Raw genomic sequence first — 26,215 nt, 5'->3', positions numbered from 1 at the left:
CGCTGCGGAAGGGCTCAAGACGACGTGCGGGGGTCGCTCTCGCGTCCCTGGCCCTGTGTTCGAGCATGCTCGCCGCTTGCGGCGGCGACGACTCGGGCAAGGCGACACTCAACTGGTACATCAACCCCGACGGCCAGGAGACCCTCAACAAGCTCGCGGTCGACTGCAGCACCGATGACTACGACATCGCGATCCAGCTGCTCCCCTCCAGCGCCACCGATCAGCGCACCCAATTGGCCCGCCGGCTCGCCGCGGAGGACACCTCGACCGACCTGATGAGCCTGGACCCGGTGTTCGTGGCGGAGTTCGCCAATGCCGGCTGGCTCGCCGAGTTCGACGGCGACCTCGCCGGCAAGGTCCTCGACGACGACGTCCTCACCGGCGCCGCCGACACCGTGATGTGGGAGGACAAGGTGATGGCCGCGCCCCAGTGGGCCAACACCCAGGTGCTCTGGTACCGCAAGTCGCTGGCCGAGGCCGCCGGGCTCAACGCCGACGAGCCCTGGACCTGGGACCAGGTGATCGACGCGGCCGCCGAGAACGACGGCACGGTGGGCGTCCAAGCCAACCGCTACGAGGCGTACGTGGTGTGGATCAACGCACTGATCCTCGGCGCCGGTGGTGACATCGTCACCGAGACCGAGTCCGGGCGCGACGCCCAGGTCACCATCGACTCCGACGCCGGACGTGACGCGGCCCGGATCATCGCCAAGCTCGCCGACTCCGGCGCAGCCCAGCCCGACTTCACCGTCTCCAACGAGGGCACCAGCCTGGGACAGATGTTCCCCGAGCAGGGTGCCGGGGAGTTCATGGTGAACTGGACCTTCGTCTACAAGAACTACGAGGCCCTCATCGAGACCGGGGCGCTGACCCAGGAGCAGTTCGACGACCTCGGCTGGAACCGCTACCCCGAGACGGTCGAGGGCGAGGAGTCCCGTCCGCCGATCGGCGGCATCGACATCGGGGTCAGTGCCTACTCGGAGAACGTGGACTGGGCCAAGGAGGCCGCGGTCTGCGTGTCCAGCGCGGACGCCCAGAGCCAGCTCGCCGTCAACGAGGGCCTGATGCCCTCGCGCGGGTCGGTCTACGACTCCGACGAGCTCACCGACGCCTACCCCGCCGACCTGCTCGACCTGTTCCGCCAGAGCATCGACAGCGGCGGGCCTCGTCCCAAGAGCGCCTACTACAGCCAGATCTCCAGCGCCATCCAGTCGGTCTGGCACTCGCCCACCAGCGTCAACGACGACACCCCTGAGGAGTCGGCGAAGTTCCTGGCGGACATCCTCGCTGGAAGGAGACTGCTGTGACGAACACCGTCGTCGCACCCGACGCGAAGGACGACCGCGCCAAGACCGCCCAGATGAGCGACCGGAGCAGGGCCGAGCAGCGGCTCGGCCAGAAGCTCGTCCTGCCCGCGATCGCCGTCATGCTCCTGGTGACCGCGTTCCCCATGCTCCGGGCGATCTACCTCAGCACCTTCAACTACAGCCTCACCGCGCCGGACGACCGCGAGTTCGTGGGCTTCCAGAACTACGTGACGGCGCTGACCGACTCGCTGTTCTGGGAGACGACGCTCAACACGGTCTTCATCATGGTCGTGACCGTGGCGGTGGAGCTGGTGATCGGCTTCGTCTTCGCGATGGTGATGCACCGGGTGATCTTCGCCCGCGGGGTCATCCGGACCTCGATCCTGATCCCCTACGGCATCATCACCGTGGTCTCCGGCTTCGCCTGGCAGTTCGCCTTCAGCAACAGCAACGGCTTCATCAACGAGTGGCTGCCCTGGGTCTCCGACAGCTTCAACTGGTTCGGGCAGTACGGCTCGGCGATCGCCGCGATCATGGTCTCGGAGATCTGGAAGACCACGCCCTTCATGTCGCTGCTGCTGCTGGCCGGGCTCGCCCAGATCAGCGAGGACATGCTCGAGGCCGCCAAGGTCGACGGCGCCACCTGGTGGCAGCGCCTGTGGAAGGTGATCCTGCCCAACATGCGCTCGGCGATCATGGTCGCGGTGCTCTTCCGGGCACTGGACGCCTACCGGATCTTCGACAACATCTTCGTCATGACCGCAGGGGCACAGGGCACCGAGTCGGTCTCGTTCCTCACCTATCGCCAGGTGATCGAGCAGTTCCAGCTCGGGATCGGATCCGCACTCTCCGTGCTGCTGTTCCTCTCGGTCCTCATCATCGCCGGCCTGATCGTGAAGATCTTCCGCGTCGACCTGGCCGCCGCCCGGCAGGAGAGCTGACATGAACGCCAAGAACAAGGCCCTCACCGTGGTGGGCGCGATCCTGATCCTCGTCTGGTGCCTGCTGCCGGTCGCCTGGATCATCTCGCTCTCCTTCAAGTCCCAGGAGTCCATCACCACCGGCAGCCCGGGCTTCCTGCCGGCGGAGGGTGGCCGCGCCGGCTGGCAGAACTACGTCGACGTGCTCAACGACGAGCAGTTCCGCCGGGCGATCTTCAACTCCATCGGGATCTCGCTGATCGCGACCGCGCTCTCGGTGATCCTCGCGACCCTCGCGGCGTACGCGATCGCCCGGTTGGAGTTCAAGGGCAAGAAGTTCGTGCTCACCACCGCGCTGGTGATCGCGATGTTCCCCGTCGTCGCCCTCGTCGGCCCGCTCTTCGACATGTGGCGCACGTTCGGGATCTACGACACCTGGCTCGGCCTGATCATCCCCTACATGTCCTTCACGCTGCCGTTGGCGATCTGGACCCTGTCGGCCTTCTTCCGCGAGATCCCCTGGGAGATGGAGCAGGCCGCCCAGGTCGACGGCGCCACGTCGTGGCAGGCGTTCCGCAAGGTCATCGTCCCGCTCGCCGCGCCCGGCGTCTTCACGGCGGCGATCCTGACCTTCTTCTTCGCCTGGAACGACTTCGTCTTCGGGATCTCGCTGACCTCCACCGAGGCGGCGCGACCGATTCCAGCGGCCCTGTCGTTCTTCGTGGGCCAGGACCCGTTCAACCGGCCGGCCTCGCTGCTCGCCGCGGGAGCCGTGGTCTCCACGATTCCGATCATCATCATCGTCCTGCTGTTCCAGCGCAAGATCGTCGCCGGGCTCACCTCCGGCGCAGTGAAGGGTTGATCCCATGGCCGCCATCACCATGAAGAACATCGTCAAGAAGTACGGCGACGGGTTCCCCGCCGTGAACGACGTGAGCATCGACGTCGCCGACGGGGAGTTCATGATCCTCGTCGGCCCCTCGGGCTGCGGCAAGTCCACGCTGCTGCGGATGATCGTCGGGCTCGAAGACATCACCGATGGCGACATGTACATCGGGGACAAGAGGGTCAACGACCTGGCCCCGCGCGACCGGAACCTGGCGATGGTCTTCCAGAACTACGCCCTGTACCCCCACCTGACGGTCTACGAGAACATCGCGTTCCCGCTCCGCCTGGCCGGCGCCAAGGAGGACGAGGTCGACCAGAAGGTGCGCGCGGCGTCGAAGACCCTCGAGCTCGACGAGCACCTGGAGCGCAAGCCGGGCAACCTCTCGGGTGGACAGCGCCAGCGGGTCGCCATGGGCCGCGCCATCGTCCGCGACGCCGACGCGTTCCTCTTCGACGAGCCGCTGTCCAACCTCGACGCCAAGCTGCGCGGACAGATGCGCACCGAGATCTCGCGCCTGCAGAAGCGCCTGGGCATCACCACCGTCTACGTCACCCACGACCAGACCGAGGCGATGACCCTGGGAGACCGGGTGGCGGTGCTCAAGCGGGGCATCCTGCAGCAGCTGGCCACCCCCCGCGAGCTCTACGAGAACCCGGGCAACCTCTTCGTCGCCGGGTTCATCGGCTCCCCGCCGATGAACTTCCTGCCCGCGGAGGTGGAGGGCAACTCCGTCAAGCTGCCCTTCGGCACCGTGCAGATCCCCGCCGACAAGGCCGCGCGAGCCCAGGGCCGGGGCCTCCTGATCGCCGGCATCCGCCCCGAGGCCTTCGAGGACGCCTCCGTCGTCGACGCCAGCCGCGAGGGGTCCACCTTCCACGCGAAGGTCGACGTCGTGGAATGGCTGGGCAACGAGGCCTACGCCTACATCCCGTTCGAGGCGCCGCCAGAGGTGCAGAAGCAGCTCGCCCAGCTGGAGAAGGACCTGGACGGCGAGTCGCTGCGCACCCAGCTGGTGATCTCCCTGGACGGGACCAGCCGGATCGCGGAGGGCGACGAGGCCGAGATCTGGGTGGACACCTCCAAGATGCACCTGTTCGACCCCAGCACCGGGGAGAACCTCACCGTGGACACCTCGCGCGCGGGGCGCATCCCGGAGCGGGACCACCCGCAGGAGCAGGAGAAGGCTGAGCAGATGGCCGCGGAGGGGGACGAGATCCACTCCGCTCCGGAGGCCTGAGACCACCGACGACGGGTTACGCACCACCGTCGGCTGGAAGGAGGCCCCACGACCGCCAGCTGGGTCGTGGGGCTTTCCCGTGTCAGTGTCCGACCTAGTGGCCCAGCATCTTGCGGCGCAGCGGGCCCGGCTCCCCCGGCATCGCCTTGCGGGTGACGGAAACCGCGCCCATCAGGGCGAACCCCTTGACCCGCACCACCGGGGCGTCGGGCCCGATGTCCGGCGCCACCTTGTCGCGCCCCTGCTCGAAGGCGCCCATGATGCCCACGCCGTCCACGATCACCCGGGTGCCGGCATTGACCAGCACGTCGATCCCTCCCCAGAACGTGTAGGCGTTGATCACCGTCTCGTGACTGGTGAAGCGCGCCTGCCTCAGGTCGATGCAGATGCCCCCCATCACCGCGACGGCGGTGTGGCTCTCCCCCACCTGCCACACGCCTTTGCGGTCGACGCCACCCATCACCGCGATCGAGGTGGGGTACTCCGCGGCCGGCAGCCCGTCAGGCACGGCCATCGGCCGTGGCTGTGGCTGTGGCTGTGCGGGCACCGGCAGCCGGCTGTCGCCGGGCAGGTCGATGGTGATCGGCACCAGGTCGGCGTACACCTTGGCGGCGTACGCCGTCTCCAGCCGCTCGTCCAGCTCCTCCAGGTCGATCCTGCCCTCGGCGGCCGCCTCGCGCAGCACCTCCGCGACCCGGTGTCGGTCCGCGTCGGAGATCCGCAGCTGGGAGGGGTCGTGCTCGCTCATGCGTCCCAGCCTAGCCACAGCCCTGGGTCGCCACCTACCCCGTCACCGCCCGGATCCCGGGCCCGGGGCGTCGTGGCCGCTGCCGCAGCGAGGTTGCGCGGCCACCGGCTGCGCCGCCGCGGCGGTGTGGGCCACGGGCCCCCGACCTCGGCCCAGCTCCCACTGCCGGCTGCGGCGCAGCGCGGAGGTGGTGAACTCGGCGGCCTGTGCCACCGCCTGCACCAGGTCGACGCCGGAGGCCAAGCGGGTGGCCAGCGCACTGCTGTGGGTGCAGCCGGTGCCGTGGTCGTTCGTCGTCGCGACCGCTGCGTGACGCAGCGACAGTGGCTCGCCGCCGGGTCTGGCGAGCCAGTCCGTGCCCTCGGGTCCACCGGTCACCACCACCGAGCACCCGAGCCTCGTCAGCGCCCGGGCCAGCTCGGGGGCGGACGCCCGGAGCCCGGCCAGGGCGGCCGCCTCGTCACCGTTGGGGGTGGCCACCGTGGCCACCGGCAGCAGGTGCTCCCGGTAGGCGGCCACCACCTCCGTGTCGCCGAGCACGGCCCCGCTGGTGGCCACCAGCACCGGGTCCACCACCAGGGGCAGCCCGAGGTCCCGCACCCGGGTGGCCACCAGCGCGACCACGTCGGCCGAGCCGAGCATCCCGGTCTTCACGCACGCCACCGGGAGGTCCTCCAGGACCGCGTCCAGCTGGGCCGAGACCACCGCCAGCGGCACCGGGTGGACCGCCCGCACGCCGGTGGTGTCCTGGGCGGTGACCGCAGTGACCACGCAGGCCCCGTGGGCGCCGAGCTGACCGATCGTGGCCAGGTCCGCGGCGACCCCGGCGGCGCCGCCGGAGTCCGTGCCGGCGATGGTCAGCACCACCGGCGGAGTGCCGCGCCCGCTTCTCGGCGTCACCGGGTGACCTCCAGCAGCCGGGCCACGACCCCGGCAGGATCGGCTGCCCGCATCACCTCGCCCATCACGGCCACCCCGTGGGCCCCGGCCTCCAGCGCTTGGCGGGCGTTGTCGATCCCGATCCCGCCGAGCGCCAGGACGGGCAGCGGGAGCCCGCGGTACGCCGTCCGCGGCACCGCAGGTCCGTACCCGGGCTTGCTCGCCGAGCAGGCGAACGGCGACAGGGTGGCCCAGCGCCCCCCGGCGCGCCGCACCGCGACGACCTCGGAGCGGGAGTGGCAGGACCGGCCCCAGGGACCGGCCGACTCCCCCAGCTGCTCCGGCTCCTGGTGGGCGGCGAGGTGGAGGCCGTGCGCGGCGGGATCCGCGAGGCGGGAGGAGACCACGACCAGGCCCGCCAGCTCGGCCAGCGCCGCGACCAGCGCCCGACGCGTCGCCGGCCGCAGGTCGTGCTCGCGCACGATGACCGCCCCCAACCCGGCACTCGCACACTCGGCGATCGTGCCGACCAGGTCTCGTCCCGGTGGCAGCTGGCTGCGGTCGGTGACCAGGACCAGTCTGGGCAGCGCTGTGGGACCCGCGGGACCGGGCCCCGGGGCGCGACGGGTGCGCGGGCTCATCCGACCCGCCCCTCGCGCGGGCTCGAGGCCCGGGCCGTGGCGCGGCGCGGGATGCGCCCGGCCTCCCGGGCGGCGTACCCCGCCTCCACCGCCAGGCGCAGCGCCCGCGCCATCACCGGCGGGGCGTCGGCCCGGGTCACCGCAGAGGCCGCGAGGACTCCGGCGCAGCCGAGCTCCATTGCCAGGGCCGCGTCGCTGGCGGTGCCGATGCCGGCGTCCAGCACGACCGGCACCTGGACCGCGGCCACCACCGACTCCACCGCGAACGGGTCCAGCACTCCCAGGCCCGACCCGATGGGCGACCCGAGGGGCATCACCGCGACGCAGCCGAGGTCGGCGAGCCGTCGGGCGAGCACGGGGTCGGCGCCCAGGTAGGGCAGCACCGCGAACCCGTCGGACACCAGCTGCTCCGCGGCCTCCAACAGCTCCACGGCGTCGGGCAGCAGGGACTCCTCGTCGCCGATCACCTCGAGCTTGACCCAGTCGGTCCCCAGGGCCTCCCGCGCCAGCCGAGCCGTCAGCACCGCCTCCCGGGCCGAGCGGCAACCAGCCGTGTTGGGCAGCACCCGGACCCCGTGCCGACCCAGGAGGCCCAGCAGTCCGTTCTGCGCACCGCCCCCGGCGCGCCGCATGCTCACCGTGACCAGGCCGGGACGAGCGGCCTCCAGCACGGGCTCGAGCAGCGAGAGCCGGGGCAGTCCCCCGGTGCCGAGCAGCAGTCGGGAGGTCAGCTCCACCCCGGCGACACGCAGGCCGGTCATCCGCCCTGCACCGCCGTCACGACCTCGACCACGTCACCGGGGACCAGCTCTCGACAGCCGACTGCCGCTCGAGGCACCACCTCGCCGTTGACGGCCACGGCGACTCCGGGACGAAGGCCGCCCAGCAGCTCGGCCACGGTGCCCGGCGGCACCTCGGCGGGCGAGCCGTTCAGCACGATCCTCATTGCGGCACGCTCCTGCTCTGCGCCGTCTGGGACGGCCCGGTCGGCGGGTGGACGGTGTCGAATCGACGTGGGTCCCAGGACGGCTCGCTCGCGCCGCCGTCCAGGTGGTCCGCGATCAGCACCGCGGTGAGCGGGGCCAGCAGCACCCCGTGCCGGTGGTGCCCCGCGGCCAGCAGCACCTCCGGCAGGTGGGTGGCACCCACCAGCGGACGGTGGTCGACGGAGGCCGGGCGGTCCCGGGCGACCGCCTCGCCGAAGGTGGCGCGGTCCAGTCCGGGCAGCAGGGTCCGCGCCGCCACCAGCAGGGTCGCCAGGCCCTCCAGCGTCACCACGGGCGGTGCGGCGTGCTCGCTCTGGGTGGCACCGATGACCACCTCGCCGTCCGGGCGGGGCACGACGTAGACCGGGGTGCCCCGCACCCAGCCGCGCAGGGTGCGGCGGGGCGGGTCGGGGCAGTGCGCCCGCACCACCTCCCCGCGCACCCCGCGCACCAGGTGGGCGAACGGCGGGGGCAGGGTGGTCCCGGTCGCCACGACAGTGACGTCGGCCGGCCCGGTGGCGGCCGGGACCACCCGGCACCGGCGTCGCAGCGCCCGCACCACGGCCCGGGGGTCCACGCTGTGGTCGCGCGGCAGCAGGGCGGCTCCCGCACAGCCTCGGGCCAGGGCAGGCTCCAGGACCCGGGCGTCGCGACTGGCGAGCCGCTCCACGGGCTCGCCGTGGTCGGTGAGGAGCGACAGCAGCCGACCCAGGTCCTCGGCGTCCCCGGCGTCGTGGGCCACCAGCATGGTGCCGACCTGCCGCAGCGGCACTCCCAGGTCCCGGGCCAGCTCCGGCCACAGGTCGGCACTGCGCCGACCGGTCCGGAGCAGGTCGGCCTCACCGTGCCAGGCCTCGCCGGCCGGGCTCAGCATCCCGGCCGCGGCCCAGGAGGCGCCGCTGCCGGGCGCGGGGTCGACCACCTCGACGCGGTGCCCGCGACGCCCCAGCTCCAGGGCACAGGTGAGCCCGATGATCCCCGCGCCCAGCACCCGGACCCGGAGCGTGCTGTCCTCGACGGTCATGTCGTGCTCCTCAGGCCGACGCCGTCACGAGCTCCTTGGCCGCGGCCACCGGATCTCGCGCGCCCCAGATCCCGGCGATGACCGCCACACCGTGCGCCCCGGCGGCACGCGCCTGGACCGCGCGTGCCGCGGTGACCCCACCGATGGCGAAGAGAGGCAGCACCCCCTGGGCGGACTCGATCGCCCCCGGTCCCAGGGGCGTGGGCAGTCCCGACTTGCTGCGCGTGCCCCACACCGGCCCGAACCCGGCGTACGTCGCCCCGTCGGCGCGCGCCTGCGCCACCGCCTGTCGATCCCGGCACGTCGCCCCCACCAGCAGGTCGGGCGCCAGCCGCCGCGCCACCGCGACTGGGAGGTCGTCGGCTCCCAGGTGCACCCCGTCCGCCCCGGTCGCCAGGGCGATGTCGACCCGGTCGTTGACCACCACCGCGGCGCCGTGGGAGCGGACGGCCGCGATGACCAGGGTGACCAGCGCCAGCAGCTCGCGGTCGCCGGCCCCCTTGGCCCGGACCTGGAAGCCGTCGACCCCGGCCCCCGCGAGGGCGGTGAGCAGGGTCAGGTCGTCGGTGGCCGAGACGAGGCAGAACAGACGGGGCAGGAGGGTGGGGTACACGTGAGCTCCTCGACGCTTCCTTCGCCGGCATGACCCGGATCAGGTTCGACGGTCGGAGCGGAACAGCTCCCTCTCAGCCCGCTGCCGCAGGCTCCCGTGGTGGACACCTCCGACGCTAGCAGCGCCGGGCGACCACGTCGAGACGGCTCAGCGACCCACGACGAGCACCGGCGCCGGGGAGACGGTCAGCGCCACCCGGTCACCGGGGCGCAGCTGCGTCGCGGCCGAGCTGGCCAGCTGCACGATGACGTCGGTGCCGTCCTCCAGCGCACAGTGCACCCGCGAGACCGGACCCAGGAAGCCGACGGAGGTGACCGTGGTGGTGGCTCCGGCATCCGCGACGAGCACGATCGACTCGGGGCGGACCAGCGCCAGCCCCTCGCCGGTGGCGGATCCGGGCAGCACGGGGACCCGCTGGCCGAGCACGACGGCCTCGGTGCCCTCCACGCGCGCCGGCAGCCGGTTGGAGAGTCCCACGAAGGCACCCACGAACGGGGTGGCCGGCGCGGAGTAGAGCTCGGTCGGAGGTGCCAGCTGCTCCAGCCGTCCCGCGTTCATCACTCCCACCCGGTCTGCGACGGCGAGCGCCTCCTCCTGGTCGTGGGTGACGAACAACGTGGTGGTCCCGACCTCGAGCTGCACCCGCCTGATCTCGTCACGCAGCTGCACCCGCACCTTGGCGTCCAGCGCGGACAGCGGCTCGTCGAGCAGCAGCACGGACGGCTCGAAGGCCAGCGCGCGAGCCAGTGCCACCCGCTGCTGCTGACCTCCGGAGAGCTCGTGGGCGTAGCGGTCGGCCTGGGTGTGGAGCCCGACGAGGTCGAGCATCGCACCGGCACGCTCGCGTCGCGCCGCGCGGCCGGTGCCCCGCAGCCGGAGCCCGAAGGCCACGTTGTCGATCACGGTCATGTGCGGGAAGAGGCTGTAGGCCTGGAAGACCATCCCCATGTCCCGCTTGTTGGCCGGCACCCTGGTGACGTCCCGTCCGCCCACGCTCACGGTCCCCGAGGTGGCCCGGTCCAGGCCGGCCAGGATGCGCAGGGCGGTGGTCTTGCCGCAGCCCGAGGGACCCAGCAGCACGATCATCTCGCCGGGGTCGATCTCCAGGTCGAAGCCGTCCAGGGCGCGCACCGAGCCGTAGACGCGGGTCAGGTCCTTGAGCTGGACAGCGAGACCGCGTCCAGTCTTCGGTGGGGCGGTCATCGTCCGGCTCCTTGCTGGTGGCGGTTCCGGCTGAGGAAGGTGAACCCCAGCAGCAGGAACGTGGTCAGGGCCATGGTCGCGAGGGCGCCTGCCATCGCGGCCGGGCCGTTGCTCTTGTAGATGGAGGCCATCGCGACCGGCATGGTGTCGAAGTGCAGCAGCGAGGCGAAGGTGAACTCTCCCAGCACCAGGGCCACCGAGATGAAGGCGGCGCCGAGGACCCCACCGGTGATGTTGGGCAGGATCACCCGCAGGATCACGGTGGCCCAGCCCGCGCCCAGGGAGCGCGCGGCCTCGGCCAGGGTGGTGACGTCGATGGCGGACAGCGCTGCGTCGATCGACCGGTAGGCGTACGGCAGCACCAGCACCACGTAGGCGAAGGTCAGGGTCAGCGCGGAGTCACCGAGCAGCAGGGTGACCCAGGAGAAGACGTTGCTGAACCCGACCACGATGACCAGGGCCGGGATGGTCAGCGGCAGCAGGCACAGGAACTCGATGAGCCGGCGCGCCTGGGGCACCCGCAACCGGGTCCAGACCATCGTGGGCACGAGCAGCACCACCATCAGCACCACCGTGAACAACGCCAGCAGCAGCGAGGTGACGATCGCGGAGCGGAAGTCCTCGTCGGTGACCATGAAGCCCCAGTTGTCCCAGGTGCGACCCGGGGCGCTGCCCCGCACCTGGGTGGAGAAGTCGAACATCGCCAGCATCGGCACGAAGAAGTACGCCGCGAAGGCGATCAGGGCCAGGGCACGCAGCACCCGGAATCCACCGGTGACCCTCACGGCATCCACCTCGACGTCCGACGCAGCAGCAGGTTGTAGGCGAGCATGACCACCGAGACCACCACGATCATCTCCAGGGCCAGCGCGAAGCCGACGTTCGCCTGACCCAGCAGCACCTCGCTGGTGACGGCCTGGCGGATCAGCAGCGGCACGATCGGCTGGCCCTGGCTGACCAGCACCGCCGCGGTCGCGTAGGCGGCGAAGGCGTTGGCGAAGAGCAGCAGCGCGGAGCCGAGGAACGCGGGGAACAGCAGGGGGACCCCGACGTGGCGCCAGTACTGCGCTCGGGTGGCCCCGAGGTTGACCGCGGCCTCCCGCCACTCCTGCCGCAGCCCGTCGAGGGCGGGCGCGAAGACGATGACCATCAACGGGACCTGGAAGTAGGTGTAGACGACGACGAGGCCGGGGAGCCCGAAGAGCCACCCGCTGCCGTAGAGGTCGGCACTGAACCAGTCGCTCATCGCGTTCGTCACGATCCCGACCGGGCCGATGGTCGCGATCCAGGCGAAGGCCAGGGTGATGCCGCCGAACTGGGCGAGCACGCCGCTGACCGAGAGCGTGGCGCGACGGATGAGGCTGCTCGGCCCCATGGAGACCACGAGGAAGGCGAGCACCGCCCCGAGCACCGCACCGAGCACCGCGGTGGCGCCCGAGAGGATCAACGACCCGCGCAGCGCCGTGAGGGCGGCGTCGCTGGTCAGCGCGTCCAGGTTGCCCAGGGTGAATGCCCCGGACTCGTCCTGGAAGGCGCCGACGACCACCGTGAGCGTGGGTACCACCAGGAAGACGAGCAGGAACCCCAGGAAGGGCAGCAGCGGGAGGAAGGGGCCGACGGCTGGCCGACGGCCCCGCCCTCCCTCTGCTCGATCGGACATCGTCAGCGGATCGCCTTCGACCAGTTCTTGGCCAGGTAGGCGCCCGCGGTCTCGGTCTGCTCGTTGCTCGGGATCACCGGGTCACCGGTGACCTCCGGCAGGGCGTCCCAGAGCTTGGCGTCGATGGTGCCGGCCTCGGCCATGGCCTCGCCGCGCACCGGTCGGGCGCCGCCCTTGAGCCAGAGGTTCTGGCCCTCGTCGCTGTACAGGAACTCCTGCCACAGCCGAGCCGCAGCCGGGTGCGGGGCGTCGGCGTTGATCGCCTGGTAGTAGTACCCGGCGACCACGGCCTCTTCAGGCACGACGGTCTTCCAGGTGTCGACGTTGGCAGCAGCCGCGGCACCGAGGTAGTCCCAGTCGATGACGACCGGCGTGGTGCCCTGCTCGATGGTGGTGGAGTCGGGGTCCACGGTGAGGAAGTTGCCGGCCTTCTTGAGGTCGCCGAAGAAGTCCACCCCGGGAGCGATGTCGTCCGGCGAGCCACCGTTGGCGATCGCGGCCATCATCACGCCGCTGAACGCCGCGCCGGCCTGGGTCGGGTCGCCGTTGAGCGCCACCTTGCCCTTGAACTCCGGCTTGAGCAGGTCCGCGACCTCGGTGACGTCCGGCACGACGGCGGAGTCGTAGCCGATCGACATGTAGCCGCCGTAGTCGTTGACCCAGGAGCCGTCGGCGGCCTTGAACTCGTCGGGGATGGTGTCCCAGGTCTCGACCTGGTAGGGCGCGAACATGTCGGTGTTGGCCAGCGCGACGGACTGCCCGAGGTCGAACACGTCGGGAGCGCGCTTGGTGCCCTTGAGCTCCTTGGCGGCGTTGATCTCCTCCTGGCTGGCCGCGGTGGGCTGGTCGGAGTTGACCTTGATGTCGTACTTGTCCTCGAAGGTGGAGATCACCTCGCCGTAGTTGGCCCAGTCGGGCGGGAGGGCGATGACGTTGAGCTCGCCCTCTTCCTCGGCGGCCTCGACCAGGGCGTCGAGACCACCCAGGTCCTTGGCACTCGTGGCGCTGGCGGCATCGCTGTCGCCGCCCCCCGAGCCGTTGTCGGACTCGGGTGCGGCGCAGGCGGCCAGCGAGGCCACCGTGGCCATGGCCGTGAGCGAGACGAGCGTGCGACGGATCTTCACAGAACCTCCAGGCAGGGATCAGGGTCTTTGTGCAAGATAGCGTGCGAAGACTCGACTGCCTCGACGCCCATCATTCTACGCGTCGGTGTACGCCCGGTGAGCGCTGGTGGAACAGCAGGTGCGACCGGACCGCGACCGCGGCCGCGCGACCGGCCCGGTTGGCGCCGATGGTGCTGGCCGACGGGCCGTAGCCCACGAGCTGGACCCGGGGATCAGCCACGGCCGTGGTGCCGTCCAGCTGGATCCCCCCGTGGGCCGAGCGAAGCCCGAGACCCGCCAGGTGGCCGACCGCCGGGCGGAAACCGGTGGCCCACAGGATCACCTCGACCGGCTCGAAGCTCCCGTCGGCCCAGCGCACCCCGTCCGGCTCCACGCGGGCGAACATCGGGCGCCGCGCGTAGGCGCCTAGCCGGGCCGCCTGGGCCTCCTGGGGCCGCAGGTGCAGCCCGGTGACCCCGACGACGCTGAGCGGGGGCAGCCCGCGACGGACCCGCTCCTCGACCGCAGCGACCGCCGCCACGCCCTGCTGGGGGGTGAAGCGGTCCACCCACACCGGCTCCCGCCTGGTCACCCACGTGGTCCAGGCCACGGGCGCCAGCTCGCCCAGGAACTGCACCGCCGACGCGCCACCCCCCACCACCAGCACTCGCTTGCCGGCCAAGGGCCCGACCCCGGGATAGTCCCGGGTGTGCAGCTGCAGGCCCGCGAAGGTCTCCATGCCCGGGTAGTGCGGCACGAACGGCCGCGCCCAGGTCCCGGTGGCGTTGACCAAGGTCCGGGTGGTCCAGCGCCGGTCCCCCGCGGCCACCACGAGCAGCTCCCCGTCACTGCTCACCCGGTCCACCCGCACCGGTCGCTGCACCGGCAGCCCGTGGGTCCGCTCGTAGTCGGCGAACCAGGCGGGGACCACCAGGTTGGCCGGCTCCGCCCCGGCTCCCGGTGCCGGCCCCTCGGGCAGGTCGGCCACACCGTGCACGTCAGCCATCGTCAAGGAGTCCCACCGGTGCTGCCAGGCACCTCCGGGAGCGGCGTCGGCGTCCAGGACGACGTGGTCGAGCCCGAGCCGCCGGAGGTGGTGGGAGGTGGACAGACCCGCCTGGCCGGCGCCGATCACCAAGGAGTCGAGGACGGGCACGCCGCTGCAACACCGGGCCGCGTGTCGGTATGCCCGGACACCGACCCGTGCGAACCCCTACGATGCCGCGCAACCGAAGCTAGCCAGGGGGACACATGGGCCGGATCATCCTCTTCTACGTCGTGCCCCTGGTGCTCGGCATCTACTGCCTGGTCGAGGCGATCAGCAGCCGCGACGACGAGGTGCGCAACCTGCCGAAGGTGGGATGGATCCTGCTGATCCTGTTCTTCCCGTTCGTGGGCTCGATCGCCTGGCTCGCCGCGGGTCGGCCGGCCGGCGTGCGCACCGGCCGGTCGCCGTACGAGCGGGAGGTCCCGCAGTTCCCCGAGTACGACCGCCCGGGGCGAGCGGCCGCCCTCGACCCGGAGGCCGACGAGGCGTTCCTGCGCAAGATCCGGGAGCGGGCCGAGGAGCAGCGCCGCAAGGCGGCCGCGGACCAGGCCGAGGCGCAGGCCGAGGAGCAGCGCCGCAAGGCGGCCGCGGACCAGGAGCCGGACGACACTGCCAAGTGACGTAATCTCACCGGTCGTGAGCACTGCACCCACCGGCCCCGAGTTCCGCTACTCCGACCTCCTGCCCACCGGCCGGGACGAGACGCCGTACCGGCTGATCACCACCGAGGGCGTCTCCACCTTCGAGGCAGCCACCCAGGACGGCGAGGTGCAGACCTTCCTCAAGGTCACCCCGGAGGCGATCCAGCGCCTCACCACCGAGGCGATGCACGACATCAGCCACTACCTGCGGCCCGCGCACCTCGCGCAGCTGCGCAAGATCATCGACGACCCCGAAGCCTCGGGCAACGACCGCTTCGTCGCGCTCGACCTGCTCAAGAACGTCAACATCTCCGCGGGCGGCGTGCTGCCGATGTGCCAGGACACCGGCACCGCCATCGTGATGGGCAAGAAGACCGAGGGTGTGCTCACCGGGATCGACGACGGCGAGGCGATCAGCCGCGGCGTGTACGACGCCTACACCAAGCTCAACCTGCGCTACTCCCAGCTCGCTCCCCTGACGACGTACGAGGAGAAGAACACCGGCACCAACCTGCCGGCGCAGATCGAGATCTACTCCACCCCGCAGACCAGCGGCCGGCCGGAGTACAAGTTCCTCTTCATGGCCAAGGGCGGCGGCTCGGCCAACAAGTCGTTCCTGTTCCAGGAGACCAAGGCCGTCCTGAACCCGAAGCGGATGCTGGAGTTCCTTGACGAGAAGATCCGCTCGCTCGGTACCGCGGCCTGCCCGCCGTACCACCTGGCGATCGTGATCGGCGGCACCAGCGCGGAGTTCGCGATGAAGACCGCCAAGTACGCCTCGGCGCACTACCTGGACAACCTGCCCACCGAAGGTTCCATGGACGCCCACGGCTTCCGTGACCTCGAGCTGGAGGAGCAGGTCTTCAAGCTCACCCAGGAGTTCGGGATCGGCGCACAGTTCGGCGGCAAGTACTTCTGCCACGACGTGCGCGTGGTGCGGCTCCCCCGGCACGGCGCCTCCTGCCCGGTCGCGATCGCGGTCTCCTGCTCCGCGGACCGCCAGGCGCTGGGCAAGATCACCCCGGACGGCGTCTTCCTCGAGCAGCTCGAGATGGACCCCGCGCAGTACATGCCCGACGCCGGGATGGCCCACGACATCGCCGGCGGCGAGGTCGTCAAGATCGACCTCAACCAGCCGATGGCCGACATCCTCGCCGAGCTGTCGAGGCACCCCGTCAAGACCAGGCTCTCCCTGACCGGGCCGCTGGTGGTGGCTCGCGACATCGCCCACGCCAAGATCAAGGAGCGCCTGGACGCCGGCGAGCCGATGCCGGCCTACCTCAAGGACCACCCGGTCTACTACGCCGGTCCGGCCAAGACCCCCGAGGGCATGGCCTCGGGCTCGTTCGGGCCCACCACCGCCGGCCGGATGGACTCCTACGTCGAGCAGTTCCAGGCCGCCGGCGGCTCCATGGTGATGCTGGCCAAGGGCAACCGCTCCAAGCAGGTCACCGACGCGTGCGGCAGCCACGGCGGGTTCTACCTCGGCTCCATCGGCGGCCCTGCCGCGCGGCTCGCGCAGGACTGCATCAAGGACGTCTCGGTGCTGGAGTACCCCGAGCTCGGCATGGAGGCGATCTGGAAGATCGAGGTCGAGGACTTCCCGGCCTTCATCGTCGTCGACGACAAGGGCAACGACTTCTTCACCGACCCCTCCGGTGCGGTGACGGTGCCGCTGACCGGGATCCGGGTCCGCTCCGCCCAGTAGCGCGGGGTCAGGGGTCAGATCTTGGCGAGCAGCGCGTCGGTCATCCGGCGCGCTGCCGGGGCGATCTCGTGGCCGAGCCGGATCACGTCCCGCTCGATCTCGTCCTGGTGACTGCCCCCCACCATGATCGGCAGGTCCTGGTCGTGGCCGGTGACCGCCTCCACGACCTCCCGGGTGGCCAGCACGTCGTCGGGTGACGGTACCGCCAGCACCACGGCCGCGGGCCTGCGGGAGCCGACGGCGGAGAGCCACGCCTCGGTGGGGACGTCACCGCCCAGGTAGACCACGTCCACCCCGGTGCGACGCAGGGCGATGGCGAAGGCGAGCACCCCGAGCTCGTGCCGGGAGCCGCGAGCCAGACCCAGCAGCACCCGCGGCCCGCCGGGCTGACGGGGCGTCTGGTCGAAGAGCACCGCGAGGTGTCGCTGCACGCTGGCGCTGACGAAGTGCTCCTCCGCGACGCTCACCCGCCCGTCGCGCCAGGCGGCACCGAGACGTGCCAGGGCAGGCATCAGCCAGCCGTCGACGACGTCCTCGAACTCGCCCAGGGCGAATCCGGACTCGATGGCGTGGTGCAGTCCCGGGACGTCGAAGTGGACGGCGACGCGCGCCAGCGACTCCGGGTCACCCATGGTCACCGGTCGGGGCTCCGGCACGCCTGCCGGGTCGTCGCTCCTGCTGTGCACCCGCACCGCAGCTTGGCCGGGGCTCCAGCCGGAGCTGACCATGTCGGCCACTGCCCTGAGGCGCTGCAGCGCCTCGTCGTCGTACAGCTGCGTCGGAGTAGGTTCCGCCATCGTGCACCGCCTCCAGGTCAGGTCCCTGGCGGACGCCGTCAGGTCCATTGCTCAGGGACCTCGATGGTATACGCCGGCTGGCTGCGACCATGGGCCCGTGGAAGACGAGACGATCTCCGAGGTCGCCCGGGCCGAGACGCCCCGCGGCGAGCTGGTGCTGCGGCGCCGCTCCCGCGAGGGCGCGCCCGCGGTGCTGGAGCTGCGGGCCAACGGCGTCTTCGTGATGGACACCCTGGAGACCGGCTCGGAGATCGAGATGGCCGCACTGGCGCTGGACCTGGTGCCCGACCCGCGCGCCGTGGTCGTGGGCGGCCTGGGCCTGGGCTTCACCGCCCGGCGGGTGCTGGCGGACCCTCGGGTGGAACGGGTGCGGGTGGTGGAGATCGACGAGCCGCTGATCGGCTGGATGCGCGACGGCACCATCCCGCACGGACCGGCCCTGCTCGCTGACGGCCGTCTGGAGGTGCTCAACGCCGACATCTCCATGGCCGTCGCGGAGGCCCGGTCGACGTACGACCTGATGCTGCTCGACGTGGACAACGGCCCCGGCCACCTGGTCCACGAGTCCAACGCCGAGCTCTACCGACCGGAGTTCCTCCAGCGCTGCCGGGCCATGCTGAACCCCGACGGCGTCCTGGTGGTGTGGTCGGCGGCCCAGGCGCCGGTCCTGGAGCAGAACATCGAGCAGGTCTTCGGCGAGGCCACCGAGATCCGCTACGACGTGCTGCTCCAGGACCGGCCGGAGCAGTACTTCCTCTACAGCGCCCGCGCCGGCCGGCCCGGGCCCGATCAGCACGCCTAGCCCGGGCACCGCCGGCGCGGGTGAGCCCGAGGGCATCTGGGTACCGTCGCTGACATGAGCGACTTCCGTATCGAGCACGACTCCATGGGTGAGGTCCAGGTGCCCGCCGACGCCCTGTGGCGGGCCCAGACCCAGCGCGCCGTGGAGAACTTCCCGATCAGCGGCACCCCGATCGAGCCAGCCCTGGTGCACGCCCTGGCCCTGGTGAAGAAGGCTGCGGCCCGGGTCAACGTCGAGCTGGGCGTGCTGCCAGAGGCGCGGGGCGCGGCCATCGAGCGCGCCGCCGCGGCGGTGGCGGCCGGGGAGCACGACGAGCACTTCCCGATCGACGTCTTCCAGACCGGGTCCGGCACCAGCACCAACATGAACGTCAACGAGGTGCTGGCCGGGCTCGCCGGGGACGACGTCCACCCCAACGACCACGTCAACGCCAGCCAGTCCTCCAACGACACCTTCCCCACCGCCATCCACGTGGCCGCGACGCTGGCGGTGACCCGGGAGCTGGTCCCGGCGGTGCGGGTGCTGGAGGCCTCGCTGGGCGCCAAGGCCGAGGAGTTCGCCGGCCTGGTGAAGTCCGGCCGCACCCACCTGATGGACGCCACCCCGGTGATGCTCGGCCAGGAGTTCGGCGGGTACGCCGCGACCGCCGGCTACGCGGTGGAGCGCCTGGAGGCGGTGCTGCCCCGGGTCCGCGAGCTGCCGCTGGGCGGCACTGCGGTCGGGACCGGCATCAACACCCCGCCCGGCTTCGCCGCACGCGTCATCGAGGTCCTGGGCCAGGAGACCGACGAGCAGTTCACCGAGGCCCGCAACCACTTCGAGGCCCAGGGCAGCCGCGACTCCCTGGTCGAGCTCAGCGGGGTGCTGCGCACCTACGCGGTGGGCCTGACCAAGATCTGCAACGACCTGCGCTGGATGTCCTCCGGGCCCACCACGGGCCTGGCCGAGATCCACCTCCCCGACCTGCAGCCGGGCTCAAGCATCATGCCGGGCAAGGTCAACCCGGTCCTGCCGGAGGCGACGCTGATGGTGTGCGCCCAGGTCGTCGGCAACGACGCCTGCGTCGCCTGGGCCGGAGCCTCCGGCAGCTTCGAGCTCAACGTGATGATGCCCGTCATCGCCCGCAACCTGCTGGAGTCGATCCGCATCCTCGGCACCGCCAGCCGACTGCTGGCCGAGCGCTGCGTGGACGGCATCACCGCCGACGCCGAGCGGATGCGCCGGTACGCCGAGTCCTCGCCGTCCGTGGTCACCCCGTTGAACAAGTACCTCGGCTACGAGGCTGCGGCGAAGATCGCCAAGAAGGCGCTGGCCGACGGAGCCACCATCCGGGAGACGGTGATCGCGGAAGGCTACGTGGAGCGCGGCGACCTCACCGAGGCCCAGCTCGACGAGGCCCTCGACCTGGAGTCGATGACCCACCCCTGAAGACGCCCCCGACGAGGCGCCGGACGCCGGCGGCGATCATGGACCCATGCTCACCGGACTCATCCAGGGCCACGGACGCCACCCGGTCACTGTCGCCGGCACCACGCTGACCCATCCCGAGCTGCTCGGCGCCGCAGCCCGGGTAGCCGCCGACCTGCCCGGGACCAGCCGGGTCGCGGTGCTGGCCACGCCGAGCATGGAGACCGTGGTCGCGGTGGCCGGCGCCCTGCTGGCCGGCGTCGAACTGGTACCCGTGCCGCCGGACTCCGGCCGGGCGGAGCTGGCGCACGTGCTGAGCGACTCCGCACCCCAGGCGTGGCTGGGCTCCGCTCCGCCCGGCAGCAGCCTGCCTCGGCTGCCGGTCGACCTGGCCGGGCGGACGCCGTACTCCCCGGTCGAGGTGCCGCCGGAGCGGACGGCGTTCGTCCTGTACACCTCCGGCACCACCGGCCTGCCCAAGGGCGTGCTCCTGTCCCGCCGAGCCGTCGCCGCCGGCCTGGACGCGCTGGCCGAGGCCTGGGCCTGGACCTCGGACGACGTGCTGGCCCACGGGCTGCCGCTCTTCCACGTGCACGGACTCATCTTGGGGGTGCTGGGGCCGCTGCGGGTGGGTGGCGGGCTGGTGCACGTGGGGCGGGGCACGCCGCAGGCCTACGCCTCGGCGGCAGCGAGCATGTACTTCGCGGTACCCACGATCTGGTCGCGGATCGCTGCGTCTCCCGAGGACGCGGCGGCACTGCGCCCGGCCCGGCTGCTCGTCTCCGGCAGTGCGGGGCTCCCGGTGCCGGTCTTCGACCGGCTGCGCGAGCTCACCGGCCACGAGGTGGCCGAGCGCTACGGGATGAGCGAGACGCTGATCACCGTGGCCACCCGTGCCGACGGGCCCAGGCAGGCGGGCTGGGTCGGGGTGCCGGTGGCCGGGGTGGAGACCCGGCTGTGCACCGAGTCCGGGGAGCCGGTGCCGCACGACGGCGAGTCCGTGGGTCGCCTGGAGGTGAGGGGGGCGACGCTGTTCGACGGCTACCTCAACCGGCCCGAGGCCACCGCCGAGGCCTGGACTCCCGACGGCTGGTTCCGCACCGGCGACGTCGCGGTCCTCGACGCCCACGGCCGGCACCGGATCGTGGGCCGGGAGTCGGTGGACCTGATCAAGTCGGCCGGCTACCGGATCGGCGCCGGAGAGATCGAGTCGACCCTGCTGGGCCACCCGGACGTGGCCGAGTGCGCGGTCGTCGGGGAGCCCGACCCCGACCTGGGCCAGCGGATCGTGGCCCACGTCGTGCCGTGGGTGATGGCCGAGCGCGACCCGGAACCCGACCTGGCCCAGCGGCTGGTCGAGCACGTGGCGGCCGAGCTGTCGGCGCACAAGCGTCCGCACGAGGTCCGCTTCGCCACCAGCCTGCCCCGCAACGAGATGGGGAAGGTGCAGAAGGCCCGGCTGCTGGCTCAGGCTCCTGGGGGCACCGGAGTCAGTACCAGCCCCGGGCGGCCTTGAAGCTCCAGGCCGAGCACGGGCTGCCGTAGCGGGACTTGATGTAGTCCAGACCCCAGCGGATCTGCACCTCGGCCGAGGTCATGTAGCCCTCGGGGAGGTCGTGGGTCTGGGTGAGTGCCTGCGGGATCCCGTACGCCGAGGAGCTGGGGTTGTCGGCGTCGACGCGCCAGTTGCTCTCGCTCACGTAGAGGCTGTTGAGACAGTCGAACTGTTCCGAGCCGTAGCCGTACTGGGGCAGCAGAGCCCGGGCGATGTCGCGCGGGTCGCCCTGCGAGACCTGCTGGGTACGGGTGGTGCCGAGACCGGCGGCCGTGGAGAGCACGGTCGCCTTGACCGGGTCCTTGGCCTGACGCCGGTCGGCGCGGGTGACGGGCGCGTCGCCCCGGTCGGCCAGCACCTCGCCGGCCCGCGCCTGGCCGGTGCCCTGCGAGCCGCCGGAGTCCGGGGTGTCGGAGGCGGTGAGCTCAGTCCCGGTCGCCGCCATCCCGCCCGCCACGGCTACGCCGGTGGCGACCATGGCCAGTCCGCTCAGCACCAGCGGTCGCAGCGCCCGCGCAGGCTCACGCTTGCGTCGGCGCGCTCCGGGCGCGCGGTGCTTGGGGGCAGGGTTCTCGGGCGTTGACAACAGCTCTCACAGGATTTCGATCGGCAGCGGCCGGCAGGGCCACTCGGGGGGACCACGCGGAGTCACCCGGGGCCACGGCAACCATGCAATGCGGTCGGGGCCCACGCAAACCAAACACCCTAATTGCGGGACGGATCACGTGGCAGCACCGTCACAAGAGCGACTCCAGCCCCAACAGGCTCAGGAGTCACGTCGGCCCGTACGTCCACGCAGGACGCAGGGGCCGACGTACCAGGGACGAAGGTCCCGGCTACTCGGTGACGTTCTCCAGCATCTCGGTGACCAGGGCCGCGATCGGGGAGCGCTCGGAGCGGGTCAGGGTGACGTGGGCGAAGAGCGGGTGTCCCTTGAGCTTCTCCACCACCGCGACCACCCCGTCGTGCCGACCGACCCGGAGGTTGTCGCGCTGGGCCACGTCGTGGGTCAGCACCACCTTGGAGTTGGCCCCGATCCGCGACAGCACGGTCAGCAGCACGTTGCGCTCCAGGGACTGCGCCTCATCCACGATGACGAACGCGTCGTGCAGCGAACGGCCCCGGATGTGGGTCAGGGGCAGCACCTCGAGCATGCCCCGGTGCAGGACCTCGTCCACCACGTCCGGGGAGACCAGCGCACCCAGGGTGTCGAAGACCGCCTGACCCCAGGGCGACATCTTCTCGCTCTCCGAGCCGGGCAGGTAGCCGAGCTCCTGTCCGCCCACGGCGAACAGCGGCCGGAACACCACGATCTTCTTGTGCTGCTGGCGCTCCAGGACCGCCTCCATGCCGGCGCACAGCGCCATGGCCGACTTGCCGGTCCCGGCCCGTCCCCCGAGCGAGACGATCCCCACGTCCGGGTCCAGCAGCATCTCCAGCGCGATCCGCTGCTCGGCCGAGCGTCCGTGCACGCCGAACACCTCCCGGTCCCCGCGCACCAGGTGCACCCGCTTGTCCGCGCCGACCCGCCCCAGGGCGGTGCCGCGGTCCGAGAGCAGCACCAGGCCGGTGTGGCAGGGCAGGTCCCGGGCCACGTCGTGGTCCAGCACGCCCTCGTCGTACAGCGTGTCCAGGTCGGCGGCCGCGACGTCGACCTCCGACATCCCGGTGTAGCCGGTCGCGGAGTCGCTGATCCCCTCAGCCCGGTACTCCTCGGCGTCGAGCCCGACCGCGGACGCCTTGATCCGCAGCGGCAGGTCCTTGGAGACCAGCGTGACGGCGTACCCCTCGTCGGCCAGGTTGCGTGCCACCGCGAGGATCCGGGTGTCGTTGTCGCCGAGCCGGAACCCCGAGGGCAGCAGCTGGGGATCGGTGTGGTTGAGCTCGACGCGGATCGTCCCGCCCTGCTCCCCCACCGGCACCGGCTCGTCGAGACGGCCGTGCACCACCCGGAGCTCGTCGAGCATCCGCAGCGCGGTGCGTGCGAAGTAGCCCAGCTCAGGATGGTGCCGCTTGCCCTCGAGCTCGGTGATCACTACCACCGGGAGCACGACCTCGTGCTCGGCGAAGCGGCGCGCCGCCCCTGGGTCGGCCAGCAGCACGCTGGTGTCGATGACGAACGTACGACGGCCCTGCGGAGCTGGTGGCCCCTCGGTGCGCGGCGCTGAGGTGGTGCGGGACTGCTTGATGGCGGCCACTTCGATCTCACCCTCGCGAGCCGGTGCGCGCACTCCTCGCCCGGCCCTAGTTCGTGCTGACGGACCGGGAAGGGACCCGAGGACCGGAGTGCCGGCCCCCCTCGCAGCCACCCGGCGCGGGCTGGCCCGCGCGGTGTGCTGTGAAGTCGTGACTGTCCACGAACGGCCTCCCGGTTCAGCGAGCTTCCCCACTCGCCGATGCATCAGGAAATTACGCCCCGGGGGCCCCCCGCCGTCAACGACACGCGGCAACTCCGGCGTGAACTCCAGGTGACCGACCGGGTGCCTGGTCGGGTCAGGCCCCGGAGTCAGGCCCGGAGTCAGGCCCGGCGTCAGGCCCCGGAGTCAGCCCGGAGTCAGGCGGCTCCAGTCCCAGGTAGCCGTGCAGGAGTCGACCCAGCAGGTCCAGGGCGTCGGCGCGGACGGTGGCGGCGGCCTCGGCGGTGCCGGCCGCCGGGGACCGCGACACCTGCATCACCATCGAGTCGATGAGCTCGGCGACCTGCTGCGGTCGCGCCTCGCCCAGCTCGGCGAGCGCCGCGACCAGCGGTTCCTGGAGCTGGCGGTGGAAGGCCTCCATGGGCGCCTTGAGCAGCCGAGGCTCGACCACGGCGGCCAACGCCCGCGCCACGGCCTGCTCGGAGCTGGCGAAGAGGTGGACATTGGCCTGGACGTAGGCCCAGACCCGGGCGCCGGGCGTCTCAGCAGCGTCCACCTGCTCCCGGACCTGGCGTGCCCAGTCGGGAAAGACGTCGGCGACCACGGCCGCCAACAGGTCCTCCCGCGAGTCGAAGTACTGGTAGACGCTGGACCGGGCCAGCCCGGCCCGCGCGCCCACGGCACCGAGCGCCGGAGCCTGTCCGGTCTCGGCCAGCAGAGCACGGGCGGCGTCCAGCAGGGCACGCACCTGGCGCCCTCGGTGCTCCGCCACCGTTGCTGCCTGGATCTTCGGCACCGCCGCACCTCCTGCCTGACTGGACACTCCCGGCGACCCGAGGGCCGCACGGCCTCACACCGGTGAGGGGCTCACCGCCGCCAGCCGCCCGTCGATCATCTCGTAGACCTCGTCGCAGTGGTGCAGCACCTCCTGGTCGTGGGTCACCATGACCGTGGCGACACCGTGCCGGTGGCTCTCGTCGGCGAGCAGGGCGACGACCTCCTGGCTGCGCTGACGGTCCAGGGCCGCGGTGGGCTCGTCGACCAGCAGCAGGGCCGGCCGGGTCATCAGTGCCCGGGCGATGCCGACTCGCTGGCGCTCGCCACCGGAGAGCTGGTGCGGACGCCGGTCCACCTTGTGCGACATCCCGACCTCCGCCAGCAGCTCGGCCGGGTCGCGCGGGTCCGCCACCCGACCGAAGGTCAGCGGCAGTCGCAGCTGGTCCCGTGCGGTCAGCGCGGGCACCAGGTTGCCGCTCTGGAAGACGTAGCCGATCCGGGTCCGGCGCACCTCGGCGACCTCCCGCTTGCTCGCGGTCCCCAGGTCGGTGCCGCCGACGAGGGCGGTTCCCGAGGTGGGCTTGGCCAGCCCGCCGGCCACCGCCAGCAGGCTGGACTTGCCGGACCCCGAAGGGCCGACGATGGCGACGAGCTTGCCCGGCTCCACTCGCAGGTTCACCGAGTCGAGGGCGGTCACCGTCTCGTCCCCGTCACCGAGGAGCAGGGAGACGTCGCGCAGCTCCAGGGCGGGGGTTGCGGCTGAGGTGGACGGTACGGCGGTCATCGGTTGCCTCCGAGTGCAGTGAGGGGGTCGACCTTGGTGATGCGCAGCACGGCGATTCCCGCGCCCAGCATTCCCAGGAGCACCAGCAGCACGCTGGCCAGCGTGATCGGTGCGGCTTCGAGGGCGAATGGCATGGCCGTACCCGAGAGTCCGGCGCCGGCAGCCAGACCGAGCCCGACGCCGACTGCGACGGAGACCACCAGCAGGAGCATCGACTGGAACAGGCTGTCGCGCAGCAGGTAGCCCGTACCGGCACCCATGGCTCGCATCACCGCGATCTCCTGCTTGCGCTGGATGGTCAGCACCGTGAAGAAGGCGCCGACGACCAAGGCGGAGATGGCGTAGAGGAAGCCCTGGATCAGGCTCAGGGTCGAGGTCTCCGCGGAGTAGCCCGGCGAGGCGCCGAAGGACTCCTCCAGCGTCATCGACGTGGTTCCGGCCGCCTTGTCGCCGGCCGTCAGGTCGAGGTCGTCGCCTCCCTTGACGGCGACCGCGGTGATCTCGTCGTAGACCCGCTCGGGCACCTCTTCTCCGATGCCCGCGCCGCTGCTGATCTCCTGCCAGCTGGCCAGGGGTAGGTAACCCACGTCGACGTGGCCGAAGGTGTTCTGCTCCTCCATGATCCCGACCACGGTGAGCTCGGCGCCCATCGGCTCGATCACCAGCACGTCGCCCACCGAGACGCCTTCGTCGGCGGCGGTGGAGCTGAGCACGACCTCGTCGGGCTCCCCGGTCAGCCCGTGACCCTCCGCGACCTCGGGAGCCAGGAACGAGTCGACCTCGATGCCGAAGAGGGCCAGGTCGATCTCGGCCCCGTTGGTGGACTCGGCGTTGACCAGGACGTTGCCGAAGGGAGCCGCCTCCTGCACGCCGGGCTGGTCCTTCCAGTCCTCGACCGCGGTGGTGTCCACCACGCTGCGGGAGAACGCGGAGTCCTTGGAGACGTCGTCCTGGAAGGCGAAGGACGTCACGGGCATGCGCTGCAGGCCCGAGACCCCGTCATTGACCAGCCCCACGGACAAGCCGGAGAGCAGGACCATGAGCAAGGCGATCAAGGACACCACGGAGCCCATGAGCACGAAGCGGCCCTTGGCGAACACAAGTTCGCGGATAGCGAGGAACATGCGGC

The 26,215-nt window shown here is 71.6% G+C and carries 27 protein-coding genes and 1 riboswitch; of the genes, 9 read left to right on the top strand and 18 right to left on the bottom strand.

Translation table 11 applies throughout. From position 1 onward, the window contains the following. The first annotated feature begins 65 nt into the window (after positions 1–65). From C5H89_RS16015 to ugpC, 4 genes are read left to right on the top strand one after another with little or no spacing between them, the layout of a single operon-like run. Positions 66–1,307 (top strand): extracellular solute-binding protein, encoded by a 1,242-nt coding sequence (locus tag C5H89_RS16015; RefSeq protein ID WP_162799417.1) that lies wholly within the window; start codon positions 66–68, stop codon positions 1,305–1,307. Continuing rightward, positions 1,304–2,248, top strand: coding sequence for a sugar ABC transporter permease (locus tag C5H89_RS16010; RefSeq protein ID WP_240181908.1), 945 nt, complete (start codon positions 1,304–1,306; stop codon positions 2,246–2,248). The genes C5H89_RS16015 and C5H89_RS16010 overlap by 4 nt, the downstream gene beginning before the upstream one ends. Position 2,249: 1 nt before the next feature. After that, positions 2,250–3,089, top strand: coding sequence for a carbohydrate ABC transporter permease (locus C5H89_RS16005; RefSeq protein ID WP_104107957.1), 840 nt, complete (start codon positions 2,250–2,252; stop codon positions 3,087–3,089). Positions 3,090–3,093: 4 nt separating this feature from the next. Continuing rightward, entirely contained in the window at positions 3,094–4,353 is a 1,260-nt protein-coding gene (gene ugpC / locus C5H89_RS16000; protein WP_104107956.1) for a sn-glycerol-3-phosphate ABC transporter ATP-binding protein UgpC, read from the top strand. Between the two features lie 94 nt (positions 4,354–4,447). Here ugpC and C5H89_RS15995 read toward each other — a convergent pair whose 3' ends face one another. The 12 genes from C5H89_RS15995 to C5H89_RS15940 form a co-directional block, all read right to left on the bottom strand. Continuing rightward, positions 4,448–5,101, bottom strand: coding sequence for a DUF1707 domain-containing protein (locus C5H89_RS15995; RefSeq protein ID WP_104107955.1), 654 nt, complete (start codon positions 5,099–5,101; stop codon positions 4,448–4,450). A 42-nt stretch (positions 5,102–5,143) separates the two neighbouring features. Next, on the bottom strand, positions 5,144–6,001 hold the full coding sequence (gene thiD, locus C5H89_RS15990; RefSeq protein ID WP_104107954.1) for a bifunctional hydroxymethylpyrimidine kinase/phosphomethylpyrimidine kinase: 858 nt from the start codon (positions 5,999–6,001) through the stop codon (positions 5,144–5,146). Beyond that, complete coding sequence (locus C5H89_RS15985; RefSeq protein ID WP_104107953.1) at positions 5,998–6,621, bottom strand: thiamine phosphate synthase; 624 nt, start codon at positions 6,619–6,621, stop codon at positions 5,998–6,000. Before C5H89_RS15985 ends, thiD begins: the two co-directional genes overlap by 4 nt. Continuing rightward, a complete protein-coding gene (locus C5H89_RS15980) occupies positions 6,618–7,382 on the bottom strand; it encodes a thiazole synthase (RefSeq protein WP_104107952.1) in 765 nt (254 codons plus the stop codon). Before C5H89_RS15980 ends, C5H89_RS15985 begins: the two co-directional genes overlap by 4 nt. Beyond that, positions 7,379–7,567 carry a sulfur carrier protein ThiS gene (gene thiS / locus C5H89_RS15975; protein ID WP_104107951.1) on the bottom strand — a complete coding sequence of 63 codons (189 nt, stop codon included), beginning with the start codon at positions 7,565–7,567 and terminating at the stop codon, positions 7,379–7,381. Before thiS ends, C5H89_RS15980 begins: the two co-directional genes overlap by 4 nt. Beyond that, positions 7,564–8,631, bottom strand: a complete 1,068-nt coding sequence (locus tag C5H89_RS15970; protein ID WP_104107950.1) for an FAD-dependent oxidoreductase — start codon at positions 8,629–8,631, stop codon at positions 7,564–7,566. The genes thiS and C5H89_RS15970 overlap by 4 nt, the downstream gene beginning before the upstream one ends. A gap of 10 nt (positions 8,632–8,641) precedes the next feature. Next, positions 8,642–9,244 carry a thiamine phosphate synthase gene (gene thiE / locus C5H89_RS15965; RefSeq protein ID WP_104107949.1) on the bottom strand — a complete coding sequence of 201 codons (603 nt, stop codon included), beginning with the start codon at positions 9,242–9,244 and terminating at the stop codon, positions 8,642–8,644. Beyond that, a riboswitch (TPP riboswitch) is annotated at positions 9,243–9,352 on the bottom strand. Its footprint overlaps the gene before it by 2 nt. A gap of 39 nt (positions 9,353–9,391) precedes the next feature. Continuing rightward, on the bottom strand, positions 9,392–10,447 hold the full coding sequence (locus C5H89_RS15960) for an ABC transporter ATP-binding protein (protein WP_104107948.1): 1,056 nt from the start codon (positions 10,445–10,447) through the stop codon (positions 9,392–9,394). Continuing rightward, positions 10,444–11,232: an ABC transporter permease subunit gene (locus tag C5H89_RS15955; protein ID WP_240181907.1), complete on the bottom strand. Its 789-nt coding sequence runs from the start codon at positions 11,230–11,232 to the stop codon at positions 10,444–10,446. The genes C5H89_RS15960 and C5H89_RS15955 overlap by 4 nt, the downstream gene beginning before the upstream one ends. Next, positions 11,229–12,107, bottom strand: coding sequence for an ABC transporter permease subunit (locus C5H89_RS15950; protein WP_104107947.1), 879 nt, complete (start codon positions 12,105–12,107; stop codon positions 11,229–11,231). Before C5H89_RS15950 ends, C5H89_RS15955 begins: the two co-directional genes overlap by 4 nt. Before the next feature lie 2 nt (positions 12,108–12,109). Next, positions 12,110–13,231: an ABC transporter substrate-binding protein gene (locus tag C5H89_RS15945; RefSeq protein ID WP_240181906.1), complete on the bottom strand. Its 1,122-nt coding sequence runs from the start codon at positions 13,229–13,231 to the stop codon at positions 12,110–12,112. 70 nt (positions 13,232–13,301) lie between these two features. Then, positions 13,302–14,366: an NAD(P)-binding domain-containing protein gene (locus C5H89_RS15940; protein WP_104107946.1), complete on the bottom strand. Its 1,065-nt coding sequence runs from the start codon at positions 14,364–14,366 to the stop codon at positions 13,302–13,304. 95 nt (positions 14,367–14,461) lie between these two features. On the opposite strand from C5H89_RS15940, the gene C5H89_RS15935 reads away from it, so the two are divergent. Continuing rightward, complete coding sequence (locus C5H89_RS15935; protein WP_104107945.1) at positions 14,462–14,878, top strand: PLD nuclease N-terminal domain-containing protein; 417 nt, start codon at positions 14,462–14,464, stop codon at positions 14,876–14,878. A gap of 16 nt (positions 14,879–14,894) precedes the next feature. Further along, complete coding sequence (locus C5H89_RS15930) at positions 14,895–16,607, top strand: fumarate hydratase (RefSeq protein ID WP_104107944.1); 1,713 nt, start codon at positions 14,895–14,897, stop codon at positions 16,605–16,607. A 14-nt stretch (positions 16,608–16,621) separates the two neighbouring features. Here C5H89_RS15930 and C5H89_RS15925 read toward each other — a convergent pair whose 3' ends face one another. Next, complete coding sequence (locus C5H89_RS15925; protein ID WP_240181905.1) at positions 16,622–17,404, bottom strand: cobalamin-dependent protein; 783 nt, start codon at positions 17,402–17,404, stop codon at positions 16,622–16,624. A gap of 97 nt (positions 17,405–17,501) precedes the next feature. Here C5H89_RS15925 and C5H89_RS15920 point away from each other — a divergent pair, with 97 nt between their 5' ends. Genes C5H89_RS15920 through C5H89_RS15910 form a run of 3 tightly spaced genes read left to right on the top strand, consistent with a single transcriptional unit; the run spans position 17,502 to position 21,129 of the window. Beyond that, positions 17,502–18,206, top strand: coding sequence for a hypothetical protein (locus tag C5H89_RS15920; protein WP_240181904.1), 705 nt, complete (start codon positions 17,502–17,504; stop codon positions 18,204–18,206). Between the two features lie 54 nt (positions 18,207–18,260). After that, the gene (locus tag C5H89_RS15915; protein WP_205305070.1) at positions 18,261–19,634 is read left to right on the top strand and encodes a class II fumarate hydratase; all 1,374 of its coding nucleotides are present in this window, start codon (positions 18,261–18,263) and stop codon (positions 19,632–19,634) included. Positions 19,635–19,680: 46 nt separating this feature from the next. Then, positions 19,681–21,129, top strand: a complete 1,449-nt coding sequence (locus tag C5H89_RS15910; RefSeq protein ID WP_104107942.1) for an acyl-CoA synthetase — start codon at positions 19,681–19,683, stop codon at positions 21,127–21,129. On the opposite strand, the gene C5H89_RS15905 is transcribed toward C5H89_RS15910, so the two are convergent. The 5 genes from C5H89_RS15905 to C5H89_RS15885 form a co-directional block, all read right to left on the bottom strand. Continuing rightward, the gene (locus C5H89_RS15905) at positions 21,104–21,754 is read right to left on the bottom strand and encodes a lytic transglycosylase domain-containing protein (RefSeq protein ID WP_162799415.1); all 651 of its coding nucleotides are present in this window, start codon (positions 21,752–21,754) and stop codon (positions 21,104–21,106) included. The genes C5H89_RS15910 and C5H89_RS15905 overlap by 26 nt on opposite strands. 250 nt (positions 21,755–22,004) lie before the next feature. Continuing rightward, the gene (locus C5H89_RS15900; protein ID WP_240181915.1) at positions 22,005–23,282 is read right to left on the bottom strand and encodes a PhoH family protein; all 1,278 of its coding nucleotides are present in this window, start codon (positions 23,280–23,282) and stop codon (positions 22,005–22,007) included. Positions 23,283–23,661: 379 nt separating this feature from the next. Continuing rightward, on the bottom strand, positions 23,662–24,321 hold the full coding sequence (locus C5H89_RS15895) for a TetR/AcrR family transcriptional regulator (RefSeq protein WP_104107940.1): 660 nt from the start codon (positions 24,319–24,321) through the stop codon (positions 23,662–23,664). A 54-nt stretch (positions 24,322–24,375) separates the two neighbouring features. Next, the gene (locus C5H89_RS15890) at positions 24,376–25,086 is read right to left on the bottom strand and encodes an ABC transporter ATP-binding protein (protein ID WP_104107939.1); all 711 of its coding nucleotides are present in this window, start codon (positions 25,084–25,086) and stop codon (positions 24,376–24,378) included. Next, complete coding sequence (locus C5H89_RS15885) at positions 25,083–26,210, bottom strand: FtsX-like permease family protein (RefSeq protein ID WP_104107938.1); 1,128 nt, start codon at positions 26,208–26,210, stop codon at positions 25,083–25,085. Before C5H89_RS15885 ends, C5H89_RS15890 begins: the two co-directional genes overlap by 4 nt. Positions 26,211–26,215: the final 5 nt, after the last annotated feature.

This window comes from Nocardioides sp. 616, from assembly GCF_002930065.1.
In the GTDB taxonomy this organism is placed as follows: domain Bacteria; phylum Actinomycetota; class Actinomycetes; order Propionibacteriales; family Nocardioidaceae; genus Nocardioides; species Nocardioides houyundeii.
The sequence above is the reverse complement of the archived record's forward strand: the minus strand, read 5'-3'. Positions and strand labels throughout refer to the sequence as shown.

Coding starts and splice junctions, on each gene's coding strand:
- C5H89_RS16015 (WP_162799417.1), top strand. CDS start 66: ATGCTCGCCGCTTGCGGCGGCGACGACTCGGGCAAGGCGACACTCAAC.
- C5H89_RS16005 (WP_104107957.1), top strand. CDS start 2,250: ATGAACGCCAAGAACAAGGCCCTCACCGTGGTGGGCGCGATCCTGATC.
- ugpC (WP_104107956.1), top strand. CDS start 3,094: ATGGCCGCCATCACCATGAAGAACATCGTCAAGAAGTACGGCGACGGG.
- C5H89_RS15995 (WP_104107955.1), bottom strand. CDS start 5,101: ATGAGCGAGCACGACCCCTCCCAGCTGCGGATCTCCGACGCGGACCGA.
- C5H89_RS15985 (WP_104107953.1), bottom strand. CDS start 6,621: ATGAGCCCGCGCACCCGTCGCGCCCCGGGGCCCGGTCCCGCGGGTCCC.
- C5H89_RS15980 (WP_104107952.1), bottom strand. CDS start 7,382: ATGACCGGCCTGCGTGTCGCCGGGGTGGAGCTGACCTCCCGACTGCTG.
- thiS (WP_104107951.1), bottom strand. CDS start 7,567: ATGAGGATCGTGCTGAACGGCTCGCCCGCCGAGGTGCCGCCGGGCACC.
- C5H89_RS15970 (WP_104107950.1), bottom strand. CDS start 8,631: ATGACCGTCGAGGACAGCACGCTCCGGGTCCGGGTGCTGGGCGCGGGG.
- C5H89_RS15960 (WP_104107948.1), bottom strand. CDS start 10,447: ATGACCGCCCCACCGAAGACTGGACGCGGTCTCGCTGTCCAGCTCAAG.
- C5H89_RS15950 (WP_104107947.1), bottom strand. CDS start 12,107: ATGTCCGATCGAGCAGAGGGAGGGCGGGGCCGTCGGCCAGCCGTCGGC.
- C5H89_RS15935 (WP_104107945.1), top strand. CDS start 14,462: ATGGGCCGGATCATCCTCTTCTACGTCGTGCCCCTGGTGCTCGGCATC.
- C5H89_RS15925 (WP_240181905.1), bottom strand. CDS start 17,404: ATGGCGGAACCTACTCCGACGCAGCTGTACGACGACGAGGCGCTGCAG.
- C5H89_RS15915 (WP_205305070.1), top strand. CDS start 18,261: ATGAGCGACTTCCGTATCGAGCACGACTCCATGGGTGAGGTCCAGGTG.
- C5H89_RS15910 (WP_104107942.1), top strand. CDS start 19,681: ATGCTCACCGGACTCATCCAGGGCCACGGACGCCACCCGGTCACTGTC.
- C5H89_RS15890 (WP_104107939.1), bottom strand. CDS start 25,086: ATGACCGCCGTACCGTCCACCTCAGCCGCAACCCCCGCCCTGGAGCTG.
- C5H89_RS15885 (WP_104107938.1), bottom strand. CDS start 26,210: ATGTTCCTCGCTATCCGCGAACTTGTGTTCGCCAAGGGCCGCTTCGTG.